The organism is Nostoc sp. DSM 114161 (assembly GCF_052692665.1).
In genome coordinates this window covers 398,697-418,513 of record NZ_CP195141.1, presented here as the reverse complement: position 1 = coordinate 418,513, position 19,817 = coordinate 398,697, and the positions used below count along the sequence as shown (strand labels likewise).

Here is a 19,817-nt window from a genome sequence, read left to right as displayed (position 1 = left end):
ATCAGTGCTTCACCTAAGAAATGCTCGATAGCTGACCGCTTTTTTACGCAAGAGCTAATACGAGTAATGGCATGACAGACCCAATGATTTTATCAGGCCCTGCTACTGACATCGACTCCCTCCGACAAGCATTAATCGCTGGGTCTATTCAAGTCCAACAACAAACGATCTCACAGCTAGCACAGTTGGGCGATGGGGGATTAGATGTGTTAATGGAATTTTTACTCAAACGACGTGACAATCCACCGACTTGGATTGATGGCAAAGCATACCAAGTCCTTTACAAAGCTGATGCACCCCAAGCCAAAGAATTTCTGCTCTCGTGGTTTCCTGAGGGAATTGTACCTCTAAAATCAGAGTGCGGGATTAATTACAATCCTTTGCAACAGCTACTGGCACAGCAAGATTTCCAAGCTGCCGATCGCATGACCATCGAAAAAATGTGTGAAATCTCAGGGCCAACGGCTGTACAACGCAAATGGTTGTATTTTACTGAGGTAGAAAATTTCCCCGCTGTTGACTTACAAACTATTAACAATCTATGGCTAGTCCACTCCGAGGGGAAATTTGGCTTTTCAGTACAGCGAGAAATTTGGTTGAGTTTGGGTAAAAACTGGGAGAATTTCTGGCCAAAAATTGGCTGGAAACAAGGTAATAATTGGACTCGCTACCCCCATGAATTTACATGGAATTTGAGCGCCCCTAAAGGTCACTTACCCCTCTCTAATCAACTGCGGGGAGTGCGAGTTTTTGCTTCTTTGTTATCTCATCCTGCCTGGAAATAGTCATTAGTCATTAGTCCTTAGTCCTGAGTAAAAAAACAAAGGACAAATGACAAATGACCAATGACAAATGACAAAGGAAAAATTAAACTAATGGCAAACGTTCGTTTAGAAGACATTAAGCGTAGATTTAATAATGTCATTGCTGTCGAGGACATTACCTTTGAAATTCCCGATGGAGAATTTTGGGTTTTAGTCGGGCCATCTGGTTGTGGTAAGTCTACAATTTTACGAACGATCGCCGGTTTAGAAACTGCGACTTCTGGCAAAGTCTTTATTGGCGATCGCTTGGTGAATAATATCCCAGCCAGACAGCGGGATGTGGCGATGGTGTTCCAAAACTACGCTCTTTATCCTCACATGACGGTAGCCCAAAACATTGCTTTTGGGTTGCAGATGCGTCAGGTTGACTCGAAGATTATTCAAGAAAGAGTCATGAATGTAGCGCGATCGCTTGCGATCGAAAATCTCCTAGATCGTAAACCCAAACAACTTTCTGGAGGACAGCAACAACGAGTAGCTTTAGGAAGGGCAATCGCCCGCAAACCCCAAGTGTTTTTACTTGATGAACCTTTGTCTAATTTAGATGCTCAGTTGCGAGATGACACTAGAACAGAGTTAAAACAACTACATCAAGAATTGGGCATCACCACAATCTACGTCACCCACGATCGAGTCGAAGCAATGACTTTGGCTGATAAAATTGTGGTGCTAAATCGCGGGCGCATTCAACAAATTGGCGACCCCCAAAGTATTTATGCGCGTCCAGCTAATCAGATGGTGGCAACTTTTTTAGGTAGTCCGCCTATGAACATTTTGCCTGCAATCTATCAGAATGATAGTTTTGATGTGAGTGGGCAATTATTTCCGATTCCAAAAGTTGTGCAGGAAAGATTAAAGTTGCGTCAAGGACAAAGTTTAAATTTGGGGATTAAACCGGAACATCTAAAAATCAACACTGATTCAGAATTCAGGAGTCAGAATTCAGCAGTCAGGATTCAGGAGTCAGCACTCTTGGATGTTGAGGTGAAAGTGGTGGAACCTTTGGGAAGAGAAACTTTGATTCGTGCGGGTTTACCTGGTTCGACGACAGTATTAAATATTCAGACAACTGGGGATGTGCGTCCGCGTCCGGGCGATCGCCTTTCTCTGGAATTAGATTTAAATGAATTATTCATATTCGATCCCAAGACAGGAGATAAAATTTTCCCTCATGAATAGGGGAGAATTTGACGCAGCCAGATACTCATCAGTCGTCGATCGGGTGTTGCTGATTTCACGCATGAAAACAATTGTGCATGATATCAAAACCTTGTAGAGACGTTGCAATGCAACATCTCTACAAATGAATAGCAATTGCAACGTCTCTGTGTACGTATAATATTATCAGCAAATCCGCCTCTACCAAATGGGGTATCTTGCCACAAATTCCTATTTTGCCTTGCTTCCAACGGTGGTGTAGACAGGAAAAAATATAATACATTTTGTTACAGAGTTTGATTCCCCTCACTAATGGTGATACAGTCTCCTTGCCAAACTCAAAAGGAGGCTTTATTTTGTGATTTTATTTGGCAACTAATATTTTTACTCGTAAAATCGAAGACAAGGTAAAGGTAAGTAGAAAAGAGTTCCTAAATTAATGAATCCGTCAATAACTCAGGGTGCAAGAGCTATCACTAAACCCCAGATGATAGACCGAATAAACGATATCGCTTGGCAAGCTCACCAGGGTAGCGTTGCAGCGATTATTCAGCTATTGAACGAAAAGCTGACTAAATCAGGCGTTAGAACCAGAGCCATTTTTTCCGATGGTGTCTTACAACTTTTATGTGAAGCGGCTAACATAGAGCAACTTGAGCAATCTCCCCTGGTAGAACAAATCCAGGAAATTCTGGAGTCCATTGCACCGCGTAATATTCGCCGAGTCAATATCAATAGTAGAATAGTTCGGGAACAGCAATTACTTTGGTTAAAGGAAATATCGAGCGATCGCGAGAATCAATTACTGTGGTCGCAGGAAATTACATTAACTCAGCCAAATATTGTAAAGCAATTAATTAATGATTTCACCCAAGCCCAAGCAGAACTAGGAAAACCAAGTTTTGCTAAAACTCCAGTCTCCCGCTCTTTAGTACTAGTTAACAAAGAAAAACACAAAAATAAAAGCAAAACAAAGATATTAGCAGCCGTTAGTCTCTGTTCTTTGTTATTACTTGGTTGGGTTGTATATGCCAAGTTAGGTAATAAAATTAAAAACCTGATACAACCAGACACTTCCAAATCTTTAACAACACAAACCACTAAAGAAAATCAAATTCGATTACCACTCATTACTCCTAATAATACTGTTGCTGAATCACCTGACGATCCATTTGGAACGGCTGTGCGAATTGCTAACCAAGCTTCTGCATCTGGTAAAGTAGCCACAACTTCAACTGAGTGGTTAGAGATAGCTGCTAGATGGCAACGGGCTTCAGATTTAATGAGTACGGTGCCAAAAAACCACAACCGTTATCAAGAAGCTAAGATTCGGACTCAACTATATAAAAAGTATAGTGAGTCAGCACAAAAAGAAGCACAAAAAACTAAATCTTAGTAGAATTTTGTGTCAAATTTTAACGTTGCTAAATCCTCCAGCTAGCAAAGTAAATACAAAGGGAAGCAAAGTCTTGCCAAATTTAATTAGTTATTTATTTTACAGCCTTTCTCATCTATTTGAAGCACATCTTTCGTAGGGGCACAGCAATGCTGCGCCCCTACAGCGTCTTTTGAGTATTTGAAAACTGCTCTAAATTTTGTTAGCGTAGCGGTTTTTTCCGATCCTGACTTCCGGTCATTTTACTTCTCTCACTTCACCCAAGCGCGTAAAACGAATCTCAATGCGTCGGCGGTTCGGTTCTGACTGGCGCTTTGCTTGTGGAATAGGAGCAAATTCTCCATTTGGTAAAATTAATTATGCTGCTGAATAGGCGCGAAATTGAACGCCCGGCATTTTATTTTGTTTTTGGATTTTTAATAGTTCTTTGACCACTGCAAGAGAACGCATCAATCCTAAATCAGCATTAGAACCAGCCTTAAGTACACTCACTGAACCCCCTTGACTAGCTGCTACTTCTAAACTGTTGTCTAGATTGCTGTTGATAATGCCAATGGGTTGTTCATCAGTGTGTCCAATAATTTCAACTGTATTAATATTGTAAGTTTTTGTGGTTTTTTCTATATCAGGTACGAAGTTCCTGTGCGAATACCAGTTATTTGGGTTGCGCCTTTATCTGTATCAATGTGAATAAAACTGACAATTGGTAGGTTGCTTAAATCTCCATAACGGTCAACAATTAACCGCCAAATTATCATTAAAACATCGCGTCCAGTACCACCTAAGCCGATACAAATTGTGCGGTTAATTCCCCGATATTGAAATTCATTTGTAGTTGTTTGATTCATTCGTATGCACCTAGTAATTACTATTTTTTTAGTTTAATAATGATTTCGTAGTCGCGTTTGCGGTGTGGACAATTGAGGCGAAATTTAGATTTATTTATAAGAGTACGCGTGGTAATTTCTCGCTCGTTGTAATAAATGGCTGCCAAATTAGTTGGTACTAAATAAAGTTTTTCACCTTTGCGCTCCAAATATGCTCTAACTTCTTCTCCTGGACAGTCAATAGAATCTATACAAGTAGAGTCATATTCACCAATTGCGATTCTTTTATTGTTTGGCAAGCTGCATTTTTGGTCTTCTGGCTTGGCTGTAACTTCAAAATCGACTATTAATTCCCACTTTTTCTGCAACCTATATACTTTTAATCCAGCAAAAATAAGTGCGATGAATATTAATATGGAAATTAATCCAGGCAACCATAATTTTTTCACTAAATAAGGTGTAACTAAACAAGTTTATTGATTGCCTGGTGCTGGCGTGCAAAATTCCTGGACTGTAGGAGCAATGTCTACTACTGTGAGTTTATATTCTTGATTATTCTGTGTTTTAATTGATAGCGATCGCCTATTAATCGGCAAACTCTTAATCCAAGCTTGTCGCTGTTGACTTTCAGGAGAATCTGCTTGCCGAAAAGGACTACCAGCAGGCGTTTCTATCCAAATATTAGAAGTAATTCCGGATTTCGTAAATAGGGGTGCATCACTAATCCAAACTACAGATTGCGGTTTGATATTTCGATTTGCTTGTAGGCGATTTTGATTAATCTGAGCCAGACCTTGATAAATAGTCAACTCAGCTTGCTGAATATCTGTACCGTAATATCTCTGGTCGGATGAAGGAATTTTTACTAAAATTTTGTCAATAATTTATAGTATTGTAAAAAATGCTGGACTTTGCTAAGTAAAAATATTAATTAGTCTCACGCAAAGACAAGGCAGCGCGGTCTTGGGGGTTTCCCCTATGAGCGACTGCCGCGCGAAGACGCAAAGAAGAAAGATTAAAAAAATGTAATGTATTTGATATGCAAATTCAGCAAGTCGAATAATCTTGAGGATAATTGGAAAAAATTTTAGGGACACAACAATAGTTGTGCCCTTATTTATAGATGCTATGCTGTCCTAATTTAAAAGTTCTCCAGTTTCTTGGAGGGAGTGCAAGCGGCGATAAATACCCTCGTGACGTAAAAGTTCGTCGTGGCTACCCACTTCTACAATCCTTCCTCGATCTAGAACTACAATCTTATCTGCTTCCCGTACTGTACTCAGACGGTGGGCAATGACAATGGTGGTGCAAGTACCCTGAATCGATCGCATTGCTAGCTGAATTGAACGTTCTGATTCATAATCTAAGCTAGATGTGGCTTCGTCAAAAACCAGCACGTCTGGTTTCACTAACAACGCCCTAGCAATTCCCAAACGTTGTCTTTGTCCTCCAGATAAGCGAACGCCTCGTTCCCCGACAACGGTGTAATAACCTTGGGGTAAGTGCTGCACTACTTCATCGACTCTGGCAATTCTACAAGCTTCTTGAACCTCCTCCAAACTGGTATCCGGTCTACCATAGGTGAGATTTTCCAATACGGTACCGTTAAAAACGTCTACTTCTTGATGAACGATCGCTAATCTTCGTCTATATTTACCCACATCTAAAGTGCGGATATCTTCACCATCAATCAAAATTTGACCTGATTGAGGTTCAAAATATCGCAACAGCAATTTCACTAAAGTAGACTTTCCAGAACCAGAACGCCCTACTAATGCCACTGTTTGATATGGCTCGATCGACAAGTTAATGTCTTCCAAAACTTGACGGTTGGCATCATATCCGAAACTCACATGAGACAACTGAAGTTTTCCAGTAAATTTATAAGCTGATTCTGCCCGATCGGTTTCTTCTAAAAGACCAGCCGAATCAGTGCCAGTTGGTTCTTGAAGAAATTCGTGAAACCGCAACATAGAAGAGTAGCGACGGGCAAAAACTTCTGCCAAATTGTTAATAGGTTCTAATTCGGCATAAGCCATACTAGAAAGAGTTAAGGTCATGATAAAGTGACCGAGGGAAATTCTACCATCTACTGTTGCTGCTAAAGTTAATCCCAAGATAGTAAATACGCAAAACTGAATTACAGTTCTTTGCCAAGTACCCAATTTCACATAACCTATGTGAATGCGATAATCAAGCACCTTGAATTCGCGCTCTAAACGTTCCTTTTGTCGCTTAAGTTCCCTACCTTCTGTAGCAAATGCTTTCACCGTTTTGATATTGGTAATTAGTTCGGAGGTGCGGCTTTCGGTGTCCTCTGCATATTTATCCAGACGACTTTCGTCGCGAATCAATTGCTGTAAATTCTTCAAGCTTAAGCTGAGAATAATTACAAAGGAAATTAGATATAAAATCGCAATTCGCCACTCGATCGCTAAAATAAACACAAAAATTCCTAATACACGAATTACTTTAGGAATCAACTGTCCGGCGATTTCTGGATACACCCAAGTATGGTTACTAACACCTCTCGCTACTCTTCCGGCAATGCGTCCGGGGTTATTTTCATCATAAAATTCCAGTGGCAAAGTAAGAATTTTGGCGATAGCTTCTTGAGTTTTATTTCGACGCGATCTAAAAGCTATATCCCAGTGAAACCAAGCAGTCAACCAGGGCTGTGTTGGCGCTCTCACTACAGTGACAACAAAAATTAAACCCAGTAATACTCCCAAAGATAGAAATTTATTTACTGGGTAATTGATGATGTTAGAAATAGTTGCGATCGCACTTTCAAGTGGTTTATCCAATGGTTGATTGGACAAAACATTTAAAATTTGCCCAATCCCATAAGGTACAACTAAATCAATAATTTCGTAAATGCTCGATGCTGCAATACTGAAAACACTCAGCTTCCAGTCAGCGCGAAAGTAACTGACAATATCTCGAAATGTCGCCATGATGCACACCTTCCAAGAGCGCGATCGTTAACTTGGAACTTATAAATTACAAGTATACTACAAAAGAGTCAACACTTAAAAATTGAAGTCACTATTTTGAACTAATCTATTGCATTAATTCTGGTGACTAAGATCCCCGACTTCTTCAAGAAGTCGGGGATCTGAACGCCCTAACCCTTCGGGGACAAATTCCAAGCGATAGCGATAAAGAGCAACTGGGCGAGAAGCTGCGGTAAAATAATTTGGATCTTGCGGTGAAAGATAAACAGCAGTAACTTGGTCTGCTTCAATTGCCGGATTATCTCCCTCTAGCTTGTGGTAAGCCGTGGTAGATTCTACAGAATTTAAATACGGGCGAGAACTGCCTTTAAATAGTTGTTGAAATACCTCTGTAGTAATGAACTTGCCATCAGGAGTAGTTTCTGTAGCCCGTGCAGTAATAGTAGAAACTAATTGCCGGCTGCTACGCAAGAGTGTAATTTGACGATTAGGTGAATCTGGATCTACTTTAACTGCTAACACCGCTTCATTTCCTAAAGAAGCTCGTGCCAAATTCAAACTATTAAATGCTCTATCTGCTACTAAAATTGGTGACTTGCGATCGATCCAAGGAACTATTTTAAACCCAGTGATATGTGGTTGTTCTTTTATAAATCTTACTAGAAAACTTACAGGTTGATTTAATTGTCGCCGATTACCTTCAAACCCTGGCGTAACGATATCTGGTGCCAAAGGCGCAACCAAATCTACCAATGTACTTGTTACCTCCCAAGTACCAGCCATCCATTCAGGGTAAACTAAATCACCCGATGCTGGTTGCACGGAAGTTAATTTTTCCCACTGAGGGAAATTAGCTAGGCGTTCAGACAACTCACCTGCAACAGCCTCACCACTTCCCAGTAGGAATAACAGAAGCAAGCAAAAACTCCAAATTCCCCTAATTATAAACATAAGCAGTTTTGTATTAAACATTCATTATTTATTGATTAAAAATGAATATAGAAATCATGTTTGATTTTTGAAAAAAATTAGTAATGTAGGGTGCGTTAGGATGAAATCCGTAAGGCACCAAATCGTAACGAATAGTGCTGTACTCTTTGCGCTAACACACCCTACGTATATTTATTTTCACGCAATCAAATAGTAGTCCTATATATGGGATAATAATGCACTTAGAGATATTGCCTATTCAGTAAAAGGCAGGATACAGAAGGCATAAGATAAAAGCCATTTTCGATCGGGGTTTTAAGCTTTTATATTTTACATTTAATTTTGAATTTTGAATTCGGAGTGAAGCGACGTGACATTGGCACTAGGTATGATTGAAGTCTACGGCGTTCCCACAGCAGTTGAAGCGGGAGACGCTATGTGTAAAGCTGCCCGTGTTACGCTTGTTGGCTATGAAAATACTGATTTGGGACGAATTACTGTATTAATTCGTGGGGTTGTGGGCGATGTGCATGTGGCGATAACGGCAGGACTAAAAGCAGCGCTGCGAGTAAACGGTGGTGAAGTACTTTCTCATCATATTATTCCCCGCCCCCACGAAAATTTAGAATATGTTTTACCGATTTATCGCAGTACCAATGTCGAACAATTCAGTGCAGATATTCGATTTCCTCCACCCCTATCTGTGTAGAGGCGTAGCAATGCTACGTCTCTACAAAGGTTTCGGATGAGGCAGAATTAATTTCAGCAAGCCCTAATTAAATTTCTGCGGGTAAGGGTTGCCAAATTTCCCCATACTTTTCTTTTAAAGCTTGCCAATTTTCCACTTGACCTGGTTCATATTCTCCTGGCTTACCCCATTGCAAAAATAAGCTTAAAGCTGGCTCTTGTTTATCATCTAAAAAACGAATGGCATAAGTTGTAAAATTCCCTCTTTTCGCTTCACCAGTTTCAAATTTCACTTGTGTAATTTTGTCCATATTCAAATGAAATTCAAAGCCTTCGGTATGCATATTCGCGTATTTACCTTTCGGCAATTCTGCATAAAATAGCTTTTCTAACTTACCCCTTGCTTCTAAAACAGCAGCACTACTAGTAACAATTAGACGCAAAGTTCCGAGATTTTCACAAGCTGCTAAAAATTCTTTTAATGTTGTGGTCATTTGTTATTTGTCCTTAGTCATTAGTCCTTAGTCATTGGTTATTAATTCATCTTCGTAATCTTTCCATCCCCAGTCCCCAGTCCCTACTTTTCATGTTTTTCATAAGCGGCGACAATGCGCTGAACTAAAGGATGGCGAACGACATCTTTTTGGGAAAATTCAGAAAAGGCAATGCCTTCAACGTTTTTTAAAATTTGCAGCGCTATTGTTAAGCCTGATGGCTGGTTGAGTGGCAAGTCAGTTTGTGTAATGTCACCTGTAATCACCATTTTGGAACGAAAGCCCAAACGAGTCAAAACCATTTTCATCTGACCTGGTGTAGTATTTTGGGCTTCGTCCACAATTACAAAGGCGTTATTAAGAGTACGTCCTCGCATATAGGCGAGTGGTGCAACTTCAATCACACCCCGTTCCATTAAATTGGGTACTTTTTCAGGGTCGATGAATTCATAAATAGCATCGTAAAGTGGGCGGAGGTAGGGGTTGACTTTCTGCTGCAAGTCTCCAGGTAAAAAGCCGAGTCGTTCGCCAGCTTCCACGGCAGGGCGAGTTAAAATGATTTTTTCAAACTGGTTGGCTAGGAGTGCTTGGACGGCCACAACTACAGCCAGATAAGTCTTACCCGTACCAGCAGGCCCAATACCAAAGGTGAGGTCTCGCTTGCGTATTGCGTCGATGTATTGACGTTGACGAAAGGTTTTGGCGCGGATTTCTTCGCCACGACGACTTCTGGCGAGGACATCTCGTTGTAAATCTTGCAGTTCGCCTTGCCGATCGCTATCTATGGCTTGACGAGCTGTTAAAATATCGGCACTGGAAATCGTATTGCCTTTAGTCCAGAGTTCTTCAAGCGATCGCACTAATTTCGTAGCCAGTTCAATTTGGTTCTCTGTACCAGAAATCAGTAATTCCTGTCCGCGCAACACCAAATTAGCTCCTGTTTGGCGAGATAGGAATTTGAGATTTTCTTCTCCATCTCCTGCAAGAGCGATCGCACTGGAAATATTCGGCAATTGAATTGTTGAAGCACCTACCATAAGTAATTTTTAAATTTTGGTCGCACCTTTGGTGCGCTTTCAGCACAACTTGGATTTTGGAATTGTTTTTTAGTACCTTGATTCTCAAAGTTTGCTACATACCCACCCTTGTGGACGGAACAAATCTCAAAGATACTTATACCTTTACAATACTGAGTAAATTAAGCGTAGCTTGTCCAGACAATAATCAAAGACAGCTACGCGATCGCAAATCTAAAATCCAAAATTGATTAACATCACCTTGATTTAGGGAACTCTAACAAATAAATGACTATTAATTGTGGGGTAGGCGTGTCGCACGCGCTATGTACTGAGCAAGATACCCTACCCCAAAAAATTAATTAGATATTTTTATTTGTCAGTTCCTGATTAACGGCCACCTCTACGTGCGACTTCTGCTTTTCGCTTACGGCGCAAACTGGGTTTTTCGTATCTTTCTCGACGTTTGATTTCGGATAAAATTCCGGCTTTTTGAATTTTCTTTTTAAAGCGCCTTAATGCCGAGTCAATCGACTCATTTTCACCCAAACGAATTTCAGCCACTCCCTGGTTTCACCTCCTTACAGGGATAATTAGATTTGCATACAACGTATTAACCACTTTCATCAGTATGTAATCGATGGAAAGAGTCAAAAAAATACATTTTTTGCCACTTTTCTATTTCCACAAAAATTCTGAGCGGTTATGGTCATCTCCGCTCAGACTTTTGCTGTAGTTTTAATCTAGCGAGTCCGGGGTTTAACAATGGGTTTAGGCCCATTTGTTCGTGGTTCTCTTGTTTTTGGTGGTGGCGGCGATCGCTCTTCTGAGTCTTCATCAAAAGACATACCCTCCCGACCTGGAGTAGTGCTGCCGTAAATATCCAGGTATACTGATTGCCCAGCTGCGGCTGCGGCTGCGGCAATTACTGTACGAATTGCCTGAATATTGCGTCCTCCTCGACCAAACACTTTTCCTTTATCTGCGCTGTCAAAGGCGATGCGAATCCAAACCCGATTTAAGGTCTGGGAAATTTCACTATCGACGCTTAAAGTTTCTGGAGATTCTAAAAACGGCTGCACCAAAAATTTAACCAGCCCAACGTAATTTGGACTAGCTTTTGGAGATTGTGTTCCGAAATTATGATGCGGCTGTGGCACTGACCTGTTCAAAAACATTGGCTTTTACTAGGATGCGACGTACCGTGTCAGTAGGTTGAGCGCCTTGTTGTAGTCGCTTGACGATGCCGGGAACATCTAGTCGCAGTTCATCAGTTCTGGGGTTGTAGAATCCCAACTCTTCTAAGGGACGACCATCGCGACGAGCGAGGCTGTTAATGGCGACAATGCGGTAACTTGCTTCCCGCTTTTTACCGTATCGCTTCAAGCGCAGTTTGATCATGGTTGAAGAATCATTCTCCTGTTATTAGGTATGCCGAAATGCTAATTCTAGCACTCGTCTAGTGTTTGATGCTATTTGTCATTAGTCATTGGTCATTGGTCATTGGTCATTTGTCATTTGTCATTGGTCATTTGTCTTGGTGATTGGTTATTTCTCCCCATCTCCCCACCTCCCCATCTCCCCATCTCCCCAATAATTTAAAGATTACCGAATCCTTTTTTCTTTTTATCTTTCTTTTTCTTTTTCGTGGCTGGGGCGCCAGCATTGTAACCTCGCCATCCGGGGGCTGCGGCACGATTACCTCCACCTCCAAATGGGCTGCCCATACCGCCACCAAACATTCCTGGCATTCCAGGTAAGCCGCCACCTTGACCCATTTGTTGCATGAGCGATCGCATTTTTTGAAAGTCAGCTACGAGTTTACTCACGTCGGCTTCTTTGTAGCCCGAACCAGCAGCAATCCGCCGTCGCCGACTGGGAGAACTGGCTAATAAATCGGGATCTTGGCGTTCTTGGCGGGTCATGGAGTTAATCATCGCTTCACAGCGCTTGAGTTGGGTTTCTCCATGTTTTAGCTGGTCGTCTGAGAGTTTATTCATTCCTGGAATCAACTTCATGATTCCTCCCAGCGAACCCATGTTTTTCAATAGGCGCAGTTGTTTGAGAAAGTCGGTAAAGTCGAACTTCGCCGTCAGGATTTTCTCCTGCATTTTCTCAGCATCTGCTAAATCAATTTCTTCCTGGGCTTTTTCTACTAAAGTAAGAACATCACCCATTCCCAAAATCCGCGATGCCATGCGATCGGGATAAAAGGGTTGCAATGCCTCGACTTTTTCACCCACCCCAACAAACTTAATTGGCGCTCCCGAAATCCGTCGCACCGAAAGGGCTGCACCACCTCGGCTATCACCATCGAGTTTGGTGAGAATCGCCCCAGTAATCCCGATTTGCTCGTGGAAGGTGCGGGTCAAGTTGGCTGCTTCTTGTCCGGTCATCGCGTCCACCACCAACAGAGTTTCGTCGGGTTGGACTGTTTCTTTGATGCGGGCTAATTCCGCCATCATATCTTCGTCAATTTGCAGACGCCCAGCAGTATCAATAATTACTGTGTTTACACCTTCTGCCCTGCCGCGTTCTACACCTTGCCGTGCTATTTCTACAGGATCTGCATCGCTTCCCAGTTCAAAAACTGGTACGTCAATTTGTTTACCCAGCGTTATCAACTGATCGATCGCCGCTGGGCGATACACGTCTGTGGCCACCAACAAGCAACTACGGTCTAATTTCCTCAGATGTAAAGCCAACTTCGCAGTAGCCGTGGTTTTACCAGTACCTTGCAACCCAGCCATTAGCACGATAGTAGGCTGTTCTTGAGCTTCTACTAAAGGAACATTTTCATCCCCCATCACCTGCACTAGTTCATCGTGAACAATTTTGATGAACTGTTGCTCAGGTCGCACGCCGGAGATTACCTCGGCTCCCTGTGCCTTGGTTTCAACTTCGCTAATAAAATCTTTGACTACCTGGAGATTGACATCTGCTTCCAACAAAGCGCGGCGTACTTCCCGCAAAGCGTCTTGAATGTTGGACTGAGAAATTTTGTCCTGTCCCCGCAGTTTTTTCCAGGCGGCTTCTAAACGGTCAGATAAAGCATCAAACATAATGTAATTACAGGTAGTTCGCCAGTGAGGAATTCTGAACCATCTCTAAATGCGATTCAGATTTTCCGGTAAAGTTTCAACGTGCTATCTACCAGCTTAGTAGTTTTCACCCCGACTGTAGCAACTAGATACCTACATTTATAGAAGATTGAGCTTAAAGTACAGTAAGAGTAAGAATGGCTATTGTACAGCGAGAATCTACATTGCATATCGCTATGGTTAGCAACACACTGCTTGAGCCTACAGAAATCATCCACTTATCAGGTATCAGTTGGCAAACTTATGAGAACTTGCTAGCTGAACTTAGTGTTAATCGCCGCCTCCGGCTTACTTACAATCGAGGTAGTCTAGAAATTATGGCTCCTTCACCTGAACATGAACGATACAAAAGAATTGCGGGTCGATTTGTCGAAACTCTCGCGGAAGAACTAAAAGTTAGAATTGAGTGCCTTGGTTCTACTACTTTCAAGCGCCCAGAACTGAGTGGTGCAGAACCAGATGAATGTTTTTACATTGAAAATATTAATGCTATAAAAGGCAAAAAAAGAATAGATTTAGCGCAAGATCCGCCGCCAGATTTGGTAGTGGAAATTGATATCACTAGCAGTTCTATAAATCGGTTTCAAGTCTATGCTGATATGGGTGTGCCTGAAATCTGGCGATATGATGGTAAAGATTTTAGTATTAATATTTTACAAAATCAAAAATATATATCTGTTGAACAAAGTTTAGCATTTCCTAATCTGCCACTAACAGAGATTTCTAATTTTTTAGAGCAGGTGGGAGAAAAAGATTATTTGGAATTAGTTAAAGAATTTCGCCAATGGGTTAAAAGCCAAATTTAATATTATTAAAATAGCGAATTAATTTAGATAGCTATAAAAGAAAAGACTTCTTGCAAAACTCTTTCTTTGCGTTCTCTCCTCTGCGCCTCTGCGCCTCTGCGTGAAACAAAAAAATATTTATGGAAAAAGTCTAAAAAATATATGTCACAGCGAATCAAAATTTACTCCTACTCAATATACCACTCAGCAAACTCATACATTGGCATCATTCTTGCTGAAAAATCATTGCAGGGTTTACCTGTTGATATTGAACGACGACCAATTTACATTCCCAAGGAGCGGGGTATTAAGGTAGCCGATCTGCAAGGAGGAAGTGAAAGCGCGGCTGTATCGTTGTATCACAAAGAAGATTGTCTGCGGTGGGCGAAAAAGTACGGCATTGAAATTCGATTCAAGGAGTTTGAGGAATTCCGGAGGTGGGTAAAACGCTGGCAAGAAATGAAATTTAGTCGGGAAGAACTTCCCGCTAGAGCATATTACGCTGCTCGTGGAAGCGGGAAGGAGCATCTTTTGGATGCTGCTTTTTATCGAGCCAGTTATGTTGACTTGCTTGATGTCAACGATGAGTCTGTAATTAGAAAAGTTGCTGATGATGTTGGGTTGAATGGCGATCGCATTCTAGAATTAGCCCAAGGCGAAGCAGCTAAACAAGCCGCAACAGAAGCTTTAGCAGAATACGATCGATTTGGCTGTCCTGGCGTACCAACCTGGGTAGTAGAAGGCGAAAAGTTTTGGGGTAAGGATCGTGTCGATTGGCTGACTGAAAAAGTAAAACAATTATTGTAACTTTAGATTGTTGTAGGAATTTGATTTGATTCGGAGAATATCTCTTATACTATTTCACTTTAAACTTTATACAAATGCCTTGGTAAGAGCGAAACCGTCCCTCTTGAAATTAAGTTGAATAGAGGATATTTTTGATGAGCGATCGCCAAATTAGTTATGCAGTTTAGGAAATTACTTTAAAATGTAATCTCGCCTGCCAACACTGTGGTTCTCGTGCAAGCCATACATATGTATTTATTTTAACTTTTTCTTAAACTACTTAATCTCTTCTTAAACTAAATAGAAGTCCGAATCTAGGTTCTTTATGTTAAAAAAGCATCAAGTAACCTTACCAAGCATACCGGGGTTAAAACGGTTGCTGTCTTACCAACGAGCATGGTTGCTTCCTGATGTACTGGCAGGTGTAACAGTAGCGGCTTACTTAATCCCGCAGTGCATGGCTTATGGGGAATTGGCAGGGGTGCAACCTGTTGTAGGATTGTGGGCAATTCTACCGCCAATAATTATTTATACTTTGTTAGGATCTTCGCCCCAACTTTCCGTAGGGCCGGAATCGACGACGGCAGTAATGACGGCTGCTGCGATCGGTCCTTTGGTTGCATCTAATGGGAGTAATTATGCCAGTCTGGCTTCTATGCTAGCTTTCATGGTCGGAGTTGTATGCATAATTGGCTACATTGCCCGCTTAGGATTTCTAGCAAATCTGCTGTCCAAACCGATTCTGGTTGGTTATATGGCCGGGGTTGCTGTAATTATGATTACAGGGCAATTAAGTAAAATTGGCGGCATTGACATTGACGCAAATACTGTTTTTGGGGAAGTGGGTGAATTCTTCAGCAAGCTAGATCGAATTCATCAACCAACCCTGATTTTAGGGACTATAGTTTTAGCTTTTCTATTCATCATTCAGCGGCGCTTTCCTACTGCGCCTGGGCCTCTGCTAGCGGTGTTACTAGCAACGGCTAGCGTGGCGTTATTCGATCTCGACCGACAAGGGGTGGCGGTAGTGGGAGAGATTCCGGCCGGCTTACCTCATTTAACTTTACCGAAATTACCGACTCAAGATTTATCAACACTCATAGCTTCTGCTATTGGGATTGCGGTTGTTGGCTATTCAGATAATGTACTCACAGCAAGGGCATTTGCTAGCCGCAATCAATACAAAATTGACGCGAATCAAGAACTTTTGGCGCTAGGAACGTCGAATTTGGGAAACGGATTGATGCAGGGTTTTCCAATTAGTAGTAGCGGTAGTCGTACTGCGATCGCCAACTCATTAGGAAGCAAAAGCCAGGCGTTCTCTTTAGTTGCTTTAGTTGTAGTCATCTTGGTGTTATTATTCCTACGGCCGTTGCTGGCACAGTTTCCAAAAGCAGCATTGGGGGCGATTGTCATCTATGCGGCTACCAAACTGATTGAAATTCCAGAATTTCTCAGATTGGCACGATTTCGACGCAGCGAGTTATTCTTGGCTGTGTCCACAATCGTCGGAGTTTTACTCACAGATATTTTGGTTGGTGTTGGTATCGCAGTAGGTTTATCTGTGATTGATTTATTTGCCAGGGTAGCACGACCACACGATGCAGTTTTGGGAGAAGTGCCCGATCTACCTGGATTACATGACATTGAAGACTGGGAGGGAGCCAAAACTATCCCTGGTTTAGTGATTTATCGTTATGATGCTCCCCTTTGCTTTGCGAATGTAGAAAATTTCAAGCGTAGGGCATTATCGACAATTGAAGCAGAAAAAACTCCAGTGGAGTGGTTTGTGCTAAATACAGAAGCAATTGTTGATGTTGATATTACTGCCATCGACACATTAATACAATTGCACAGCGAACTAGCCGCTAAAGGCATTACCTTTGCGATTACACGCGTCAAACAGGATCTTTACAAACAATTAAAGCGATCGCAGCTTTTGGATCTTATTGGCTCCGAGCACATTTATTTTACTTTGCATACTGCACTCGCCGCATTTCAAGCCCGCGATCGCCATTCCAACAAACAGACTATTGAATCAGACAAATAAGGACTGCAATCATAACTAATCATCCGAACTTGATATTAAAGCCACTCTTTGATGATTAAGTTGCTGGCTTTGAGCGTTGCTGTTGATAAACGCGGACAACTTTTTGCACATAGTCAGCAGTGAAACCTTTGTCGCAGCCTGTATACTTACCAGTCATCCACCAACAAGCGGCGCCACGCACAGATGCAATTTCATTATTGTTGGTGGCGGCGAATTGATTGGTTAACTCGCGGCGGGCGATACAGGATACAATCGAACGAGCAAGCACAGGGCTGTTTTCAAATTGCGTCGGTGTTAGTTCTCGTTTAAGACAAGTTCTCGACCAGCCTTTGAGGGTTTCTGGTTTGACTTGCCATTCGCTATAAAGTCCATCGTTGGGATTTTTTGTTTGCGGTGCAGCTTGTCGCAGCGCTTCTACCATCGCCGCAACTTGGGCATCAGAAACAGGCTTTTGTGCTTGAGCTAATGATGGTAGTAGTCCGAAGCTGACAATCACTCCACTCAGTAGTAATCGTATGGGTTTTTTAATCATGAATTTGCAATTATTTTAGACGATCGCGAGGTATCATATTACAGCAGAATTCAGAACTCAGAATTCAGAACTAAAACAGAGCGGATACTTGGCTTGGGAAGTTCTTACTATGCAAATAGCCAAACGAGATGATTGGAAAACAGAACCTATGCCTTCTGAGTTTACAATTATAACGGTAGAAAAAGTTTACTCACACGAAGAATTTGACAGAATCACTGCTGGAGTAATTCCACAGCAAATGGAAGATAGATGGTTTATTTTCTATGAGGCTCCTTGGTTATACTTGCATCGTAGTTGGACTGGTTTATGCATTTTTAAAGTGCGTTTTGAGGTAGTTGGAGAAAGCGTCAAAATTGCTCAAGTCCAGGTCAATCGAAATCCAGCAGAATACTCTAATTCTCACCACGAACATGATGTTTCAATGTTAGTAATGTTGCTGGATTCGTTAGTTAATAATCGACTCAGATATTGACTAAATTTTCTACACTATTGGCATCATTCGGTAATGCAGCTGTTAAAACTTCGCTGCCTTCTGCGGTTACTAAAACATCATCTTCAATGCGGATGCCGCGGACATCAGCAAATTCTGATAATCGCTGCCAATTGATGACATTTTGATATTTTGAACGCACGTTAGCATCATTTAAAATTGCTGGTACTTGGTAAAAACCAGGTTCAATTGTAACTAGCATTCCCGGACGTAATGGACGATTTAAACGCAAGTATCCCAAGCCAAAGCGATCGCTCCTCGTTCTTCCTTCTTCATACCCTGCTAAATCCCCTAAATCTTCCATGTCATGGACATCTAAACCCAATAGATGACCAATACCGTGGGGAAAAAATAACGCGTGGGCATCGATTTCCACTAAATATTCGGGATTTCCTTGGAGAATTCCTAAATCCACTAAACCTTCAGCGATGACGGTAGCAGCTAGTAAATGAATATCTCCATAGTCTACGCCAGGATATATTTTCGCAATGCAAGCATCATGGGCTGCCAGCACAACATTATAAATATCTCTTTGGGTAGATGAAAACTTGCCAGAAACTGGCCAAGTGCGAGTTACATCCGCAGCCCAACCAGTTTCGGTTTCAGCGCCGACATCAGCAAGGAGTAAGTCACCTGGTTGTAAATTATGGTGATACTGTTCGTTGTGCAAAACTTCGCCGCAAACAGTGACAATGCTGTTGTAGGAGGTGGTCATATTGTTGGCAATCATTACACCTTCCATTGCGGCACGAACTTCTGCTTCGAGTTTGGCTTGAGGTGTTGCAGCCATCCCAGCTTTGTGTGCTTTCACTGTGACAGCCGCAGCTTTTCGCAACTCGGCTAATGCAGCTTCATCGTGGGTGAGACGTAGAAAAACGATCGCCTTAGCTAACTCCAAGTCAATTCCTTGGGGAGGACTTTGGGGTAAAATCCATCTATTCAACAGCTGTGATTGCTGCGTCCAAGTAGCAGCATCTTGTACGGCGATCGTTGCAGCATTTTCTATCCAAGACCCTAATTCTGTTAAAGGTCGAGCCACATCTACGCCAATCTTCTCGGCGATTTCCTCCCGTGTTGGCATTTCTCCATGCCAAAGGGCGCTGCTGGGTGATGGATCTTCCATGAATAATTCTAGTTTGCCCCCTTCTAGGCGAATTGCCGCGTTTGATAACGGCAGCCCGGCAAAGTAAAGGAAATGACTGCTAGCGCGAAAAGGAAAAGAATTTGCGGGGAAGTTACGCGGACTGTTGCTACCTGACCAGAGAATTGCGGGAAAATCAATCAGGTTGGCTAGTCTCTGCCTTCGCTGGCGTAGAGTTTCCACCAGGGAACTAGAAGTTTGTTGAATAAGCATAATATAGAAACTCAAAAAAGATAAAGGTTATTTAGTCTTTATCATCGTTGTTTTTACGATCTTCGTCTCCATCGTCGTTGCTATCATCCAGTTTATCGTCGTCAGACTTGTCATTTGAGTTTGGTTGATTAGGTTGCACGACTGGTTTTTGTTGTTCAGTTGGAGGCAAAGGCTTTGGTGCTTGAGCGATACAGCTAACTAATCCTCCACAAATTAACACTAAGTTCACAGTAGCAAAAATGCCCCTGAAGATTTTTAGCCTGATGTTTCCGTTTGATGCTTTCATAAATACATCCTTTGCAGATAATCCTGCTATCAATTCGCGATGGAGACGTGAAAGTGTATTATGACGCAAGCAATCGCATTTTTCTCCCCGAACAGCTAATCATAAGTAATTCCTCAAGTTAAGGAGAATTTGTGCAACTTTGAT

General features: G+C 41.9%; 22 protein-coding genes and 1 pseudogene. 8 read left to right on the top strand and 15 right to left on the bottom strand.

All coding sequences use genetic code 11. The features are described 5' to 3' along the window. Nucleotides 1-71 precede the first annotated feature (71 nt). The 3 genes from NSTC745_RS01885 to NSTC745_RS01875 all read left to right on the top strand — a co-directional run bounded on the left by NSTC745_RS01885 (nucleotide 72) and on the right by NSTC745_RS01875 (nucleotide 3,378). On the top strand, nucleotides 72-785 hold the full coding sequence (locus NSTC745_RS01885) for a GUN4 N-terminal ARM-like repeat domain-containing protein (RefSeq protein WP_445635639.1): 714 nt from the start codon (nucleotides 72-74) through the stop codon (nucleotides 783-785). A gap of 90 nt (nucleotides 786-875) precedes the next feature. Next, complete coding sequence (locus NSTC745_RS01880; RefSeq protein ID WP_445638510.1) at nucleotides 876-2,003, top strand: ABC transporter ATP-binding protein; 1,128 nt, start codon at nucleotides 876-878, stop codon at nucleotides 2,001-2,003. 418 nt (nucleotides 2,004-2,421) lie between these two features. Next, the gene (locus NSTC745_RS01875) at nucleotides 2,422-3,378 is read left to right on the top strand and encodes a hypothetical protein (RefSeq protein ID WP_445635638.1); all 957 of its coding nucleotides are present in this window, start codon (nucleotides 2,422-2,424) and stop codon (nucleotides 3,376-3,378) included. A 357-nt stretch (nucleotides 3,379-3,735) separates the two neighbouring features. Here NSTC745_RS01875 and NSTC745_RS01870 read toward each other — a convergent pair whose 3' ends face one another. The 6 genes and pseudogenes from NSTC745_RS01870 to NSTC745_RS01845 form a co-directional block, all read right to left on the bottom strand. Beyond that, complete coding sequence (locus tag NSTC745_RS01870; protein WP_445635637.1) at nucleotides 3,736-3,870, bottom strand: hypothetical protein; 135 nt, start codon at nucleotides 3,868-3,870, stop codon at nucleotides 3,736-3,738. 137 nt (nucleotides 3,871-4,007) lie between these two features. Continuing rightward, nucleotides 4,008-4,226, bottom strand: a pseudogene (locus NSTC745_RS01865) (tubulin-like doman-containing protein); the annotation flags it as partial. A gap of 20 nt (nucleotides 4,227-4,246) precedes the next feature. Next, nucleotides 4,247-4,573: a hypothetical protein gene (locus NSTC745_RS01860; RefSeq protein ID WP_445635636.1), complete on the bottom strand. Its 327-nt coding sequence runs from the start codon at nucleotides 4,571-4,573 to the stop codon at nucleotides 4,247-4,249. Nucleotides 4,574-4,678: 105 nt separating this feature from the next. Further along, complete coding sequence (locus NSTC745_RS01855) at nucleotides 4,679-5,014, bottom strand: hypothetical protein (RefSeq protein WP_445635635.1); 336 nt, start codon at nucleotides 5,012-5,014, stop codon at nucleotides 4,679-4,681. 327 nt (nucleotides 5,015-5,341) lie between these two features. Then, complete coding sequence (locus NSTC745_RS01850; protein WP_445635634.1) at nucleotides 5,342-7,162, bottom strand: ABC transporter ATP-binding protein; 1,821 nt, start codon at nucleotides 7,160-7,162, stop codon at nucleotides 5,342-5,344. 114 nt (nucleotides 7,163-7,276) lie between these two features. Then, nucleotides 7,277-8,113, bottom strand: coding sequence for a DUF6816 family protein (locus NSTC745_RS01845; protein ID WP_445635633.1), 837 nt, complete (start codon nucleotides 8,111-8,113; stop codon nucleotides 7,277-7,279). Between the two features lie 349 nt (nucleotides 8,114-8,462). On the opposite strand from NSTC745_RS01845, the gene NSTC745_RS01840 reads away from it, so the two are divergent. After that, the gene (locus NSTC745_RS01840) at nucleotides 8,463-8,801 is read left to right on the top strand and encodes a carbon dioxide-concentrating mechanism protein CcmK (RefSeq protein WP_445635632.1); all 339 of its coding nucleotides are present in this window, start codon (nucleotides 8,463-8,465) and stop codon (nucleotides 8,799-8,801) included. A gap of 67 nt (nucleotides 8,802-8,868) precedes the next feature. On the opposite strand, the gene NSTC745_RS01835 is transcribed toward NSTC745_RS01840, so the two are convergent. The 6 genes from NSTC745_RS01835 to ffh all read right to left on the bottom strand — a co-directional run bounded on the left by NSTC745_RS01835 (nucleotide 8,869) and on the right by ffh (nucleotide 13,351). Then, nucleotides 8,869-9,273, bottom strand: coding sequence for a ChuX/HutX family heme-like substrate-binding protein (locus NSTC745_RS01835; protein WP_445635631.1), 405 nt, complete (start codon nucleotides 9,271-9,273; stop codon nucleotides 8,869-8,871). An 83-nt stretch (nucleotides 9,274-9,356) separates the two neighbouring features. After that, the gene (locus NSTC745_RS01830) at nucleotides 9,357-10,310 is read right to left on the bottom strand and encodes a PhoH family protein (protein WP_445635630.1); all 954 of its coding nucleotides are present in this window, start codon (nucleotides 10,308-10,310) and stop codon (nucleotides 9,357-9,359) included. A gap of 369 nt (nucleotides 10,311-10,679) precedes the next feature. Then, nucleotides 10,680-10,853: a 30S ribosomal protein S21 gene (rpsU, locus tag NSTC745_RS01825; RefSeq protein WP_096536866.1), complete on the bottom strand. Its 174-nt coding sequence runs from the start codon at nucleotides 10,851-10,853 to the stop codon at nucleotides 10,680-10,682. A 179-nt stretch (nucleotides 10,854-11,032) separates the two neighbouring features. After that, on the bottom strand, nucleotides 11,033-11,467 hold the full coding sequence (locus tag NSTC745_RS01820) for a KH domain-containing protein (protein ID WP_445635629.1): 435 nt from the start codon (nucleotides 11,465-11,467) through the stop codon (nucleotides 11,033-11,035). Further along, nucleotides 11,430-11,690, bottom strand: a complete 261-nt coding sequence (rpsP, locus tag NSTC745_RS01815; protein WP_096536868.1) for a 30S ribosomal protein S16 — start codon at nucleotides 11,688-11,690, stop codon at nucleotides 11,430-11,432. Before rpsP ends, NSTC745_RS01820 begins: the two co-directional genes overlap by 38 nt. A 197-nt stretch (nucleotides 11,691-11,887) precedes the next feature. After that, nucleotides 11,888-13,351, bottom strand: coding sequence for a signal recognition particle protein (gene ffh, locus NSTC745_RS01810; protein ID WP_445635628.1), 1,464 nt, complete (start codon nucleotides 13,349-13,351; stop codon nucleotides 11,888-11,890). A gap of 176 nt (nucleotides 13,352-13,527) precedes the next feature. Here ffh and NSTC745_RS01805 point away from each other — a divergent pair, with 176 nt between their 5' ends. The 3 genes from NSTC745_RS01805 (at nucleotide 13,528) to NSTC745_RS01795 (ending at nucleotide 17,011) form a co-directional block, all read left to right on the top strand. Then, a complete protein-coding gene (locus NSTC745_RS01805; RefSeq protein WP_445635627.1) occupies nucleotides 13,528-14,196 on the top strand; it encodes a Uma2 family endonuclease in 669 nt (222 codons plus the stop codon). 141 nt (nucleotides 14,197-14,337) lie between these two features. Next, complete coding sequence (locus tag NSTC745_RS01800; RefSeq protein WP_445635626.1) at nucleotides 14,338-14,982, top strand: 2-hydroxychromene-2-carboxylate isomerase; 645 nt, start codon at nucleotides 14,338-14,340, stop codon at nucleotides 14,980-14,982. Between the two features lie 304 nt (nucleotides 14,983-15,286). Then, the gene (locus NSTC745_RS01795; protein WP_445635625.1) at nucleotides 15,287-17,011 is read left to right on the top strand and encodes a solute carrier family 26 protein; all 1,725 of its coding nucleotides are present in this window, start codon (nucleotides 15,287-15,289) and stop codon (nucleotides 17,009-17,011) included. A gap of 55 nt (nucleotides 17,012-17,066) precedes the next feature. On the opposite strand, the gene NSTC745_RS01790 is transcribed toward NSTC745_RS01795, so the two are convergent. After that, nucleotides 17,067-17,543 (bottom strand): hypothetical protein, encoded by a 477-nt coding sequence (locus NSTC745_RS01790; protein WP_445635624.1) that lies wholly within the window; start codon nucleotides 17,541-17,543, stop codon nucleotides 17,067-17,069. A gap of 109 nt (nucleotides 17,544-17,652) precedes the next feature. Here NSTC745_RS01790 and NSTC745_RS01785 point away from each other — a divergent pair, with 109 nt between their 5' ends. After that, the gene (locus NSTC745_RS01785; RefSeq protein WP_445635623.1) at nucleotides 17,653-18,015 is read left to right on the top strand and encodes a hypothetical protein; all 363 of its coding nucleotides are present in this window, start codon (nucleotides 17,653-17,655) and stop codon (nucleotides 18,013-18,015) included. On the opposite strand, the gene NSTC745_RS01780 is transcribed toward NSTC745_RS01785, so the two are convergent. Together NSTC745_RS01780 and NSTC745_RS01775 are read right to left on the bottom strand one after the other, a co-directional pair. Further along, nucleotides 18,005-19,387: an aminopeptidase P family protein gene (locus NSTC745_RS01780; RefSeq protein WP_445635622.1), complete on the bottom strand. Its 1,383-nt coding sequence runs from the start codon at nucleotides 19,385-19,387 to the stop codon at nucleotides 18,005-18,007. The two genes, NSTC745_RS01785 and NSTC745_RS01780, sit on opposite strands and share 11 nt — an antisense overlap. Before the next feature lie 31 nt (nucleotides 19,388-19,418). Continuing rightward, the gene (locus NSTC745_RS01775; protein WP_445635621.1) at nucleotides 19,419-19,673 is read right to left on the bottom strand and encodes a hypothetical protein; all 255 of its coding nucleotides are present in this window, start codon (nucleotides 19,671-19,673) and stop codon (nucleotides 19,419-19,421) included. Nucleotides 19,674-19,817 lie beyond the last annotated feature (144 nt).